The organism is Candidatus Neomarinimicrobiota bacterium (genome assembly GCA_036476315.1).
Lineage (GTDB): Bacteria > Fidelibacterota > Marinisomatia > Marinisomatales > S15-B10 > JAZGBI01.
This window is the reverse complement of record JAZGBI010000026.1, coordinates 24,852-37,353: the sequence shown is the minus strand read 5'-3', so window position 1 is coordinate 37,353 and position 12,502 is coordinate 24,852. Positions and strand designations below refer to the sequence as shown.

11 protein-coding genes are annotated in these 12,502 nt (G+C 51.4%); all 11 read right to left on the bottom strand.

The window, feature by feature from the left end; genetic code table 11:
• Positions 1-2: 2 nt before the first annotated feature.
• A complete protein-coding gene (locus V3U24_03185; protein MEE9166452.1) occupies positions 3-836 on the bottom strand; it encodes a geranylgeranylglycerol-phosphate geranylgeranyltransferase in 834 nt (277 codons plus the stop codon).
• 4 nt (positions 837-840) lie between these two features.
• Complete coding sequence (prmC, locus tag V3U24_03180; GenBank protein MEE9166451.1) at positions 841-1,722, bottom strand: peptide chain release factor N(5)-glutamine methyltransferase; 882 nt, start codon at positions 1,720-1,722, stop codon at positions 841-843.
• 5 nt (positions 1,723-1,727) lie between these two features.
• A complete protein-coding gene (gene prfA, locus V3U24_03175; GenBank protein ID MEE9166450.1) occupies positions 1,728-2,798 on the bottom strand; it encodes a peptide chain release factor 1 in 1,071 nt (356 codons plus the stop codon).
• Between the two features lie 272 nt (positions 2,799-3,070).
• Complete coding sequence (gene rpmE, locus V3U24_03170) at positions 3,071-3,292, bottom strand: 50S ribosomal protein L31 (GenBank protein ID MEE9166449.1); 222 nt, start codon at positions 3,290-3,292, stop codon at positions 3,071-3,073.
• A gap of 220 nt (positions 3,293-3,512) precedes the next feature.
• Complete coding sequence (locus V3U24_03165) at positions 3,513-4,682, bottom strand: pyridoxal phosphate-dependent aminotransferase (GenBank protein ID MEE9166448.1); 1,170 nt, start codon at positions 4,680-4,682, stop codon at positions 3,513-3,515.
• Between the two features lie 39 nt (positions 4,683-4,721).
• Positions 4,722-5,594 carry a CRISPR-associated endonuclease Cas6 gene (locus V3U24_03160; protein ID MEE9166447.1) on the bottom strand — a complete coding sequence of 291 codons (873 nt, stop codon included), beginning with the start codon at positions 5,592-5,594 and terminating at the stop codon, positions 4,722-4,724.
• Positions 5,595-5,627: 33 nt separating this feature from the next.
• Positions 5,628-6,875, bottom strand: coding sequence for a transcription termination factor Rho (gene rho, locus V3U24_03155; protein MEE9166446.1), 1,248 nt, complete (start codon positions 6,873-6,875; stop codon positions 5,628-5,630).
• Positions 6,876-6,934: 59 nt separating this feature from the next.
• Positions 6,935-8,242, bottom strand: a complete 1,308-nt coding sequence (locus V3U24_03150; GenBank protein ID MEE9166445.1) for a folylpolyglutamate synthase/dihydrofolate synthase family protein — start codon at positions 8,240-8,242, stop codon at positions 6,935-6,937.
• Positions 8,243-8,280: 38 nt separating this feature from the next.
• Complete coding sequence (locus V3U24_03145; protein ID MEE9166444.1) at positions 8,281-9,750, bottom strand: N-acetylmuramoyl-L-alanine amidase; 1,470 nt, start codon at positions 9,748-9,750, stop codon at positions 8,281-8,283.
• 59 nt (positions 9,751-9,809) lie between these two features.
• The gene (locus tag V3U24_03140) at positions 9,810-11,687 is read right to left on the bottom strand and encodes a hypothetical protein (GenBank protein MEE9166443.1); all 1,878 of its coding nucleotides are present in this window, start codon (positions 11,685-11,687) and stop codon (positions 9,810-9,812) included.
• Positions 11,620-12,441, bottom strand: coding sequence for a hypothetical protein (locus tag V3U24_03135; GenBank protein MEE9166442.1), 822 nt, complete (start codon positions 12,439-12,441; stop codon positions 11,620-11,622). The genes V3U24_03140 and V3U24_03135 overlap by 68 nt, the downstream gene beginning before the upstream one ends.
• Positions 12,442-12,502 lie beyond the last annotated feature (61 nt).

The following is a 12,502-nucleotide window of genomic DNA, read 5'->3' as shown; positions in this document are numbered from 1 at the left end:
CGCTAACCCAAGTAGATGGCCAACAATCCGGCGACGATGCAACCTTTGAGAATCTGGGATGAGATCTTACAGGTCCTGATTGAAGGAAATATCATGAGGAAAAATACGATGAAAAGTAGAGGAATTTCAATTCCCAAAGCGAGCACAATAAGATAAAGTTTTCCGTATGCCCCGTACCAGTAGGGGATAACAACGCCAACAGCCAGAAAAAAGATAAGGAAGATAGCAAGTCTGATGGACGTTTGGATACCAAAACGTGCGGGAAATGTATTGAGGTTTGCCGCTTTATCGCCCTCTTTGTCAGCTATATCCTTTATGATTTCCCGGACCATGGTGAGACCAAAGGCGAGGAGGGCAGCAGTGAACATTCCCCCGACGTTTCCGAAAGCCGCTCCCGCAAAAACAAAAGTAAGCCCGATGATGACAGAAACAACGATGTTTCCCACCAGTGGCCACCCTTTCAGCCACAGGCTGTATGCGATCATGAGGGGAGTGGCGATAAGAGTGGCAATGAAGAAAGCGGCCGGATTTATGAACGCAGAGACCACGATTCCCATGCCGAAGAGAACCAATGAAGATGCAAGGGCCGTTCGTGGACTGATCTTGCCCAGGGGAAGGGGTCGATTACGCCGGTTGATGCGGTCCGTTTCCAAGTCCCTATGGTCGTTGAAAGCATTTGCCGCCGCATTAAGGAAAACCACCACAAGAATGGCCTTGATGACGGTGTGGAAATTCCCCATAGATTCGAGAATAGCGGATGAGATAAGGACCGCGCTGGCGCCCAGCAGAAGATTGAGAGGACGGAACAGAGTGAAAAGAGCGACGACCGCTTTCACCAGCTCATGGTGCTACTTCAATGGCGGCGACACGGTCATCGCCGTTATAGTCCTGGAAGACTGTCACGTTTTCAAATCCTGCATCCTGAAAGAGGGCCTTCACCCGCCGAGGGTGCGAACCGAGTCCCACCTCCAGCAAAAGATAGCCACCTTTTTTCACCCAGGTTCTTCCCTTTTTCGCAAACAGGCGGTAGAATTTCAGTCCGTCTTCACCGTCCGTGAGCGCACTCAAGGGCTCAAAGTCTCTCACCTCAGGCATGACTGTGTCGAGTTCGCTTTCTGAAATATATGGAGGGTTGCTCACGAGAAGATCGTACGTTTCGGTCAGGTGGTCAGAAAAGACATCCCTTTTCTGAAACGATATCCGTTCTTCTACGTCATTCAGTTCCGCATTCTTTTTCCCAACTTCAAGAACGGTTTCATCATTGTCGATTGCCACAATTCCTACGGATTCAAGATTGGCCGCCAGGGCAATGGCGATACATCCACTGCCGGTACCCACATCGACGATCCGTTTTGCGCCGGTTTTTGTAGCCATATTCAAGGTTACTTCTATCAGTCGTTCCGTTTCGGGACGGGGAATCAATACGTGAGGGTCCACGGAGATGGGAAGTCCGAAAAATTCCGTTTTTCCCGTTATGTACTGTGGTGGTTCACGGGAAATGCGGCGTTTAACCCATGACCTGAGAGTCTCCAATTGATGTGCGTGGACGACCTTTTCGAAGTTGAGGTAAAGGTCAAGGCGTGAAACGGAGAGTAGACCCATCAAGAGCCATTCAATTTCCCTCCGTGGGGAGTCAAATCCGTGAGAAGAAAAATGGCGTTCGCCCCGCTTGAGAAGTTCAATAACTCGCCAGTGCCGATCTGTTCCAGGGGAAGCGGACACCGGAGTTAGTTGAGCGTTTCGGCCTTCAGGCGCTCCACCTGGTCGCCTATACGGAGTTTCTCCACGAGCACCGATATGTCACCGTCCAAGATATCATCGAGTTTGTATAGAGTAACATCGATCCGGTGATCTGTGACTCGGCTTTGAGGAAAGTTATAGGTACGGATTTTTGCACTTCGATCGCCTGTAGAGATCATGCTCTTTCGGGCCTGATCTCGCTTTGCTCGCTGCTTTTCACCCTCAAGGGCCAGCAGTCGAGATCGAAGCACTTTCATAGCGGCCATCCGGTTTTTGTGCTGCGATTTTTCGTCCTGGCAGGTTACGACAAGATTTGTGGGCATGTGTGTGATTCTAACGGCTGATTCCGTCTTGTTGACATGTTGTCCGCCATGACCACTGGCACGGAAAGTATCGATTCTCAGGTCCGCAGGATCGATATCCACTTCAATTTCACTCGCTTCCGGGAGTACGGCAACGGTGGCAGCGGAGGTGTGAATACGGCCGCTCGCTTCCGTTTCCGGGACTCTCTGTACCCGGTGGACGCCTCCCTCAAATTTCATCTCTCCGAAGACCTCTTCTCCTTCCAGGGAAAAAATGATCTCTTTGAATCCCTTGTTGCCCGTTTCACTGCTGCTTAAGGCGGTCAATTGCCACCCCTTACGTTCCGCATATCGACTGTACATGCGGAAGAGATCAGCAGCAAAAAGGGCGGCCTCTTCTCCCCCTGTTCCCGCTCTTATTTCCACAATGGTGTTCCTATCATCTCTTGGATCTTTGGGAAGAAGAAGAAGTTTGAGCTCCTCTTCCAGCACTTCCCGCTTTTGAGCTAACTCATCAAGTTCTTCTTTCACAAGGGCTTTCAGTTCGAGATCATCGCCACCAAGAAGAGCCTCATCCTCTTCAATTTGATCCATCACCTTGAGATAAGACTTCCCTTTTTTTACCAGGGGCTCCAGCTCATGGTGCTGCTTGGAGATTTCCCGCAATCGCTTTGGATCCGAGAGGATTTCAGGATCAGCCAACTGGCTTGCGAGGGCCTCAGACTTTTCGATTATTTTTTTTATCTTTTCAAGCATGACCGATTTTTTTCATGAAGCCATATCTGCCCGCCCCTCCCGATCCCGCCGCAGCGGGAGGGGGCAGGCGGGGAGAACACAGAGCATAGAAACTTGATATTAAGAGATTTAGAATGACTCATTTCCAATTTAATTCCTAATCTGCTTTCCTCGATCTTATCCTTCTGTAGAGCTATACCTATTGTCTTTCTCTGTGACTTCGGATGTGGCTGATGACACAAAAAAACGGTTTCCTGGCTCTCTAGCCTTCGGAAACCGCTGCGTGGATTGTCTTATGAGTTTTTGTCAGGCGCTTCAGGTCGCCCGTACTTTTTTCTGAACTTCTCGATCCTTCCTGCCGTATCCACCAACTTCTGTTTACCCGTAAAGAAGGGGTGGCACGCTGAGCAGATTTCCACGCGCATATCCCCCACAGTGCTTCGCACCTGAAACGTGTTGCCGCAGGCGCAAGTCACTGTTCCGAGTTTATACTCGGGATGAATGTCCTTTTTCATGTTAACTCCTCAACCACACGTGCCCGACATGCTGGTCAGGCGGGGAGAACACAGAGTACATAAATGGAATTAGAAACTTCAAGACGACTAACTTGCACTTTTTGTTCTTAGGGTAGTCCGGTCAATATTGTCTTTTTGTAAATCCATATTCATTATTTTTCTCTGTGGTCTCCCCGCTTGACCTCCCTTTGGTCGGGAGCGGGCAGGTGTGGCGATTAATTCAGGTTAATCGACTCAAAGCTTCTTCAATTCTTTTAATACCCTCAAGAAAGGTGGCCGTGTCGGTGGCATAGGAAAGACGAATGTGTCCTTCATCGCCAAATCCCGCACCCGCCACTGTAACCGTTCTGGCAAAGTCCAAAATGTAATCAGATAAATCGAAAGAAGTGTCGATTTTCTTGCCGTCCGCAGAGCGGCCGAGGTAATCGGTCACCTGAGGAAAAGCGTAGAACGCACCTCGGGGCATGGTACATGACAGGCCGGGAATCTCACTCAGACGATCGATCATGCTGACACGCCTTTCTTGAAAAATGTCTACCATTTTTTGCACTTCGCTCTGATCTCCAAGAAGGGCCTCAATTGCCGCTCTCTGGCCGATAGAATTCGGACAGGAAGTCGCCTGGCCCTGAATCTTTCCCATGGCTGCTATGATGGCCGCATCTCCCGCGGCATAGCCTATTCGCCAGCCCGTCATGGCATACGTTTTGGACAAGCTCTGTATGGTGAGAACATTGGCACCGTCCTTGTTGAGCTTCTCGGCACAGGTGAAAGGAGCGTCATAAACCAGCCGTTCGTAGCATTCATCGGAAATAACCACCCAGTCGTGACTGGCAGCATGCTCAAGGAGCCTGGTGACGGTTTCATCGTCCCACACGGCTCCGGTGGGATTGCACGGAGAATTGACAATCATACCCCGGACGTTGGAGTTGATTTTTCTTTCCAGATCCTCGAAGTCGGGAATGAATTCTCTTTCGGCGTCTGTCCTTACGATAACGGGGCTTGCGTCTGCAAGTCGGACGAATTCCGGGAAAGAAACCCAGTAAGGAGAAAAAATGATCACCTCATCGCCGGGATTGAACAGAGCCTGGCAGGCCGTGCTGAGGGCGTGTTTCGCCCCGTTTGAAGCGATGATCTGATTAGGAGAATAGGAAAGATCGTTATCCCGGTTCAATTTCTCACAGATGGCCTCGCGCAATTCCAGCATTCCTGACACTGGAGTGTACTTGGTGTAACCTTCATCCATGGCACGTTTTGCCGCCTGACGGATATTCTCGGGGGTGTTGAAATCGGGTTCCCCCACCCCCAGGTCAATCACGTCTATCCCCTCACTTCGAAGTTCCGCCGCTCTGGCGGTCATTTCGAGGGTGAACGATGGTTGAATGCGATTCACCCGATGGGCTAACATAGGGAAGGCGGCAGGGTGTATGGCTTAGTGTTTACGCTTGTGATACTCGAGAGCGTTGTAGTTGGGTTCGTCCTTCTTGGACTCCCCGGCGCCACGGCGGCTCCTGGGTATGTCGTCAGGTGCGATGGCCTCTTCTTCCCAATTCTCCGGAAGATCTTCCACGTCCTGCTCATTGTGGGATTTCTTCTCCAGTTCGCTCTCATCAAACGTGAAGTCCGCGGGATTGAAATGGCTGAAGAGAACACCATACCCTTTCGTGATACCGTTGCCGATACCCAGAAAATTCGGCAGGATAAAATTGCATCGGAATTCTCCCTGAAAGGACCCCATCTGACCATCATCCACCAGTTTGGGATAGAGGGATTCAAGCTTCAATTTGGAAAAGATCTTTGTCTGGAGCTGTAGTCCCATTTCCTTAGCCAGGAAAACGATGTTCTGACTCAAAAGGCGTATGAGAAGTTTCAGTCTCTCCTCCCCATACATGTACTTGTACTTCATGAGATTTGTCTCGTTCAGGGCAATCCAGGGTGTGAGAAACTTGTAACGGATCATCCGCGATGTGGGCATGAAGCGATCATTCTCAATCTCTGCATCAAAATCTTGCACCTCAAACGTAATGTTCCCGAAATTTAACGTTTTGAGCATGTCCAGAATCGATTCGACGGGCTCAACCCCCTCCTTGATTCCAACCAGGTAGATCTGCTCATTCAAAATTTTGACCTGTACCCGTGGGTAGAGGAATTGTTCCCGGTAGGATCCGTCAATGAGCGGCACGATGGGTTCGGCGGGAAAATCGTGCATGATCACTCCCTTGACTTGGTAGGGGGTTTTCCGGACAGGCTTATCGGTGGAAAGACGTGCGACGATGGATCTTATAGGTTCAGAATTCTCCGGCATGGAATGGCTAGATAATGAAAAAAGGGGTACAGGTTACTGACTCATTGTGTCGAGGAACTCTTGATTGTTCGAAGTGCGCCTCATGCGATCGAGTAAAAACTCCATGGCTTCAACAGGAGTCATTTCATTCAGAATCTTTCTAAGAATCCAGACTCTTGCAAGTTCTTTTTTGGACAGGAGAAGTTCCTCCTTACGGGTACCCGAGCGAATGAGATCAAATGAGGGGAAAATTCTCCGGTCACTCAAGCGGCGATCGAGAACCAATTCCATATTTCCGGTACCCTTGAATTCTTCGAAAATGACGTCATCCATTCGGCTACCCGTGTCGATGAGTGCCGTCGCAATAATGGTGAGGCTACCCCCTTCCTCGGTATTACGCGCGGAGCCGAAAAAGCGCCTCGGCCTGTGGAGGGCATTGGCGTCAATCCCGCCAGAAAGGATTTTACCGCTGTGGGGTACTATAGCATTGTGGGCACGGGCCAGCCTCGTAATACTGTCGAGGAGGATGACCACGTCGTCACCGTACTCAACCATACGTTTTGCCTTTTCCTGAACCATTTCTGCAACCTGGACGTGCCGTTCCGGAGGTTCATCGAAGGTTGAACTCACCACCTCCGCATCCACGTTCCGTTGCATGTCCGTCACCTCCTCAGGCCTCTCGGCGATGAGGAGAACGATCAATTTGACTTCAGGATGATTCGTCGTGGTGGCATTGGCAATTTTCTGCAGCAGGATGGTTTTTCCCGTCTTCGGCTGAGCTACGATGAGACCGCGCTGTCCCTTCCCGATGGGTGTCATGAGATCAAGAACTCTCATAGAAAGACCTTTTTGCGACGTCTCAAGATTAATCTTATCATCGGGATAAAGGGGCGTGAGATTGTCAAACAGGATCGCCTTTTTCACCTGGTCAGGAGGTTGATTATTCACGGATTCCACTTTCAACAGGGCGTAGAACCGTTCATTGTCCTTGGGGGGCCGGATTTGCCCGGCAACCTTATTCCCGGTCCGGAGACCGAAGCGCTTGATCTGGGAGGGTGAGATGTAGATATCGTCCGGGCCAGGAAGGTAATTGTAGTCCTGGGATCGCAAGAAGCCGTATCCCTCCGGCATGACTTCCAGGACGCCATTGGAAAAGAGGCGACCCTCCTTTTCGGCGCTCGTTTCCAGGATCTTTAAGATCAGGTCCTGCTTTTTCACACCCGAGTAGCGGGGGACGTCCAACTCTTGTGCGAGCTTGGTGAGCTCTTTGATTTTCAACGCCTGAAGCTCGTTAATATCCATACCGATTTGTTACCTAGAATATCTTGGATGGAAGAATTGGAAACTGCTGAAAACGCTATTCAGATATCTAATCTTGCGGTCATGATTAATTTAGACCAATTCTCATCTTTGTCAAAGGGAAAATGGAATCTGCGAAAAACATCGCCCGAAATGTAATGGGTGCCGAAAATAAGCCACAGGTCACAAGGGAGAGATCTTGTCTTGCAGTAGTCAAGTGCCCGAGGAAGGGATGGCGCCGCGATGGAAGGGATTCCCAGGTTCGACAGTTCATGTGCCAGAGAATCCGATGTAAAGAAGTCGCCATTCTCGGGTGCAGTTGTCACCACATGGGCGCAGTACTGTTTTAGCAAATGACCGATCTTTCTTATATCCTTCTTCTTCTTCAAGCCAAAGACGACCCCCAGGGTGTGGCCACTGAAAAGATCTCTGAGCGTTTCCAGCACAGCCGCCAAACCGTGCGGGTTATGGGCCACATCGTAATAGACAGGAGGGGTATCCCACACCCTCTGAAGTCTCCCGGGCCAGAAAACCTTTTGAAGTCCCTCTTCAATGGCCGTGTGGGCTATCGCCTTGTCATATAGTCGGCAGGAAATGGCCGCTGTTTGAGCGTTGGTCGCCTGGTGTTTTCCAAGAAGAGGGATCTTCCACCACTGGTTCTCCATGTAGAACCGGGTTCCCTCCCGGGAAACGCTTATGTCGCTTACGGGTGACGCTTCAGGAGCGTAAGAAATGTCCGACCCCGCGTGGGAGGCCGATTCCCGGATAATATCCAGGACGTCATCGTGCTGTGGAGCCACCACGACGGGTACGTTTTCTCTCAGAATCCCGCACTTCTCCCTGGTGATTGAGGCGAGATCATAACCGAGATACTCACCATGATCCACATCGACGGGGGTGAGAACCGAGAGAACAGAGTGACCCACGTTGCTCGAATCGAGACGACCCCCCATTCCAACCTCCATGACGGCCACGTCGACTTTCTTCCGGGCGAAATGATGGAATGTGAGGGCTGTTGTCGTTTCGAAGAATGTGGATCCTAATCTGTCGATATCCTTACGGTAGCGGTCCAGGAAGGCGACAATATCCTTATCATCGATCGGAACGTCATTCACGCGGATCCGTTCGTTAAAAGTAACAAGGTGTGGAGAGGTATACAATCCGACCTTCCGTTGCGCTTGTTTCAGGACGGAAGCAATCATGGCCGCCGTGGATCCTTTTCCGTTGGTGCCGGCAATATGAATCATAGGGACTTCTTCGTGGGGATTGTTGCATCGATTCAGGAGAGCTTTCGTTCGGTGAAGACCGACTTTGATTCCCCGGCGACGAAGGGAAAAGAGATAAGTCAACCAGTCGCTGGTTGAAGCCACGTAAATGTCTTTCGCCCTGTGAGGAACCCGGCGGAAGTCTACCCCTGGGTCTCCTCCTCAAGCACCCGTTCGTACTTGTCCTTGAACCGTCGTAGACCCTGATAGATAGCCTGGGCCACGCTCTGGCGATACCCCGGTTTACGGAGTTGCCTTTCTTCCTGAGGATTGGAAAGAAAGCCAACTTCCACAAGCACGTTAGGCATGGAGGCACCGATAAGAACGTAGAAACCCGCCTGCTTGACTCCGCGATCGGGAGACGGGATGCTTTTGTGCAGCTGTTCCTGTATAATGGCGGCGAAATCCTCGCTTTCCTTCATGAATGCGTTTTGCATCAGAGACGCAATGATGAAGTTATCTTCAGCCAGACGGTCGTACCTCGATATCTCCTCTTCGAGCTTGATTACGGCATTCTCCCGCTCGGCCACTCCCACCGCGTCTGCTGATTTCCCGGGGCGGAGGATATAGGTCTCAAAACCTCTTATGCGACGGTTTTTATTGGAGTTTGCGTGGATGCTGATAAACAGTTTTCCGTTGCGTTCATTCGCCATCTTCGTCCGCTTCCAGAGGGGGACGAATACATCCTCATCCCGAGTATAAATTACCTTGGTAGTGGTATATTTCTCCACTAGACGTCCCACACGCTTTGCTACGTCCAGGGTGACGAATTTCTCCTGGAGTCCGTACGTCCCGGTGGACCCACCGTCTTTCCCCCCATGACCCGCGTCGATGACTACCGTATCAATGTACCAGCTGTCCCGCAATTTCTTGATCTTATCAGCAGTAAGTCTGAGAGGTGTGCGGAGGGTAATGACAATTTCGCTCGGGTCACGGTTTTGGATCAGTTCATGATCTTCGACTTCCGATCTAATTTGAAAAGCGATCTGGGCAGTCTTTTCTTCCATCTGGCTGGCATTGATGGCTCGCACGACCCCTACGGGCCGAATCTGATGAAATGCGGAAGTATCCACCACTCCCCCCTCAACCGTGAGGTAAAACCACCCGTTTCTGGCTGACCAGGCTGCGAGGGCGCCCGGGTCGAAATTGAGAGTTGTGCGAAGACGTATGATCGTCCCGTTGGCTTTCTCGTCAATGGTCACGTTCGTGATATTGAAGGCAAGGAGGTCGACCACGACCACGCCGGTCGCCTCGTCGTAGAAAACTCCGGGTGCGACACGTAGATTGAATAACAAAAGGAACGCCCTCATGGGCAAGTAGATGTCCGCCCCGTCAAAAAGGGCATGGTTAGGCATCTGGTAGACGCGGTTGTCGATAACGACAAAACTGCTCTGGGCCGACACCTTGATGCGGTGACCGCGGAAATAGATGACAATTTTGCTCCGCTCCACATTTGCGAACATGCCTGCTGAAAGGACGTCAATGAGCTCTAGCGTGGAGATATATACGGTGGCACCGGACTCGAAAGTCTTGATCTCTCCAACCTTCTCGGGAGCGCTGGGGAACTGAACCGCTACCTTTCCTCCGAAGATCCGTGGAGAGAAAAAGGACACTATTATACAGAGTAAAACAAAATGGCGGCTCATCGCCTGAAATTTATCGAGTGATTGTTTTAGAAAGCAATATCGATCTGACACCCGGCTTCCCATTGTGGTTTCGACCAGAGGGAGTTGTCGACCGAGTACTCCCAAGTGACGCGAATCCGGGAAGATAGGGTGGCACCGGTTGGCGTTTTCAGCCGAAAAAGAGATGCTACAGAGTGACCCGAGGGGAAAAATGTTTTGTTTCTCAGCTCTCCCGGGAGGTTTAGATCCCACACGTACACCCGGGATGGGTAATCGTCAGCTTTAAAGGACACCCAGTTGAGTGAGAATTGCCAGAATTCGTGAACAAGGTAGGTCTTTATCGAGACGCCATATCCTCTGGAGCTCGTCCCTCCTTCGGTGACGGATGTACGATCTCCCTGCAGTTGAACCCGAAAGAATTTATTCACGGGGATGGATGAATTAAGGCGCCACGATTCCTTCTCCCTGCTTTCGGTAACCTTATCTCCCGGGTAGAGTATTTCCTGGTCACGGTATCTTTCCTCCCGTCTCCATCGGATGGAGATCTGCCCTCTTCGCCAACGGTATCTCCAGGTGTTGGCGACTTCGAAACCCCGGAGACTTCTTCCCGCTTCGGTCGTGGCGGAAGACTGCTTATAGAGGTCTCCGTAAGCGTTAAGTCGGTGCCTTCCCAATTTCAGAGAAACCGCCTGGTAGATGCCGGATTCGTTGAGCCGTGAGCCGGTCCATTCCCGGAATGGCTGGGATCTGGGACCCTGGAATCCGGAAGGATATCGACGGAGACTGGAGATCCAACGCAGGTCTTTTTGGACGAGAATGATTCCACCGAGAAAAGACGGTCGAGTTCCGGATTTCGCTGCCATTTCTCCGAAGAATTGTAGAGAATGGGACTCAATCTGGCCAAAGACAGAACCGTACGTTTTTGGGGAGCGGTTGACGACCGGGGAACCCTTGAGGGTCCACCTGTCCCGGGCGAGAACCATTCCGTAGCTTCCGCTTTCCGCCTTATCCTGTTGCCATGAAATGAGCGCCATATCCTCGCGAAGATTATGTTTCCTGGCGAGTGATGCCGCTGTCCGGTGGAGGCCCGTGGTGGAGACGGAAAGAACGCGATTTGAATCCACCGTGGCGTCCTTGGGAGATGCCGTGAGTGAAACCGTCCATCGTCCCTTCCGGTCGCTTTTCTCAAGGGCAATCCCTCGCAAGGCCCAATATTCTATGGAAGAACGGTACGGCTTCAGTCCCTTTCCCAGGCGACCCATTCCCGTCAGGCTCGCATACCCCTTGATGGACGGGATGGATCGGCCGAAGAGCAGGCCGTAACCACTTTGGAGTTGATGATCTCCCACAACCAGGCGCATACCATCTGCTATGGGAACAATCACGTAACCGCTTGCAAAATCGGCCAGTCCCCTCTCTCCCGGGTCCCGCTCCAGAAGGAAGCCGCCGCTCCATCCACCTCGAATAATGGTCTGCTGGGTTAGTATTCGGACATCCTTCTCGGAAGTGACCCAACGGTTTCTCAGTGCCATATTTGTGGCAGGAACCGTTTTTACCGTTGTTACCAGAGGCAACAACTCACTTGCAAAGAGAGAGAGTCCCTGAATACTGAGAATCTGTTCATGAGAGGAGAATGACTCCAGCTCCTTCCGTTTCTTCAGAATGAGGAAAACATCGGTTGACGTGATAAGTGGAATTCCTTCCATCAGCTTCCTGTCGATCCGGTTCAGATCCAGGGGTCGTCGTACGAGATCTTCCAGGATGAGTAATTCATCGTCGGAAACGATGCTTCCATCTTCTTCAATCTGAAGCGTAGCCAGAATGTCTTCAAGTGACTGTCCGGTGGCCGGAATGACACTAAGGCAGAGTAAACCGAACAGCGAAAACCTGACTGATAGCCAGCTCGGGATGAGTTGCAATGGCATAGCCGATTTCTCCAAACCATTTTGAGGATCCCTTTCCGGGTCGGAGTGAGATCCCGGCGGTGACCTGTCCTGGGTGAGATATAAATCCGGTGGCAATGGTCATGATGTTCATGGGCTGCCATCTCATGCCGAATTTGTACCGGCTCCGGAATTCCAAATCACGTTCCAGCTCCATCGCGGCCGTGACGGAGGGAACCGGAGAAAAGTCAAAGACCGTCACGAGGACCTGAGGAAGCGACTCTTTCGACCGGCCCAGTTTTGGGGAGTTGAGGTTTCTGTATAGAAGTGACCACCGGACGGTCTCCGCAAGATAATAACTGACGGAAGCGGTTATGCCCATGGTGCGACTGCTGCCGTAGTCACGAATGGACAATTCATGACCGTTTATCGTGAGTCCCGTTTCCATTTTTTGGCCAATGGTGTAGCCGGTGGCGAGAGAAAACGTCGTCTCCCGGTAGACTCCTTTTCCGAAAGATGTGAAGGCGAGGGCCAGGTTTGCCGGTCCGGCCGGAAACGCAGCGGCCAGGGAATATTGATTCAGGGGTGTTAGCTGGAACCGGGAGGTATAGAGGAACGTACCTCCGGTGCGCCGCAGGTGGGCGAGACTCGCCGGATGAGACAGGAAATTGACCTCCCAAGAATCCTCAGCAAAATGGGTAAATCCCGATCCCACCTGCAGGGGAGACTGAGGGAGGGTTTCGAAGGCGGAAAAGACAAAAGACAAGGATAGAGAAGCTATCGCAAGTATCCTCACTGAGCCAAATGTAGGCTTACCGCTGTCAATTGGCAAGGGTTTGAATCATAGAAATCACGTA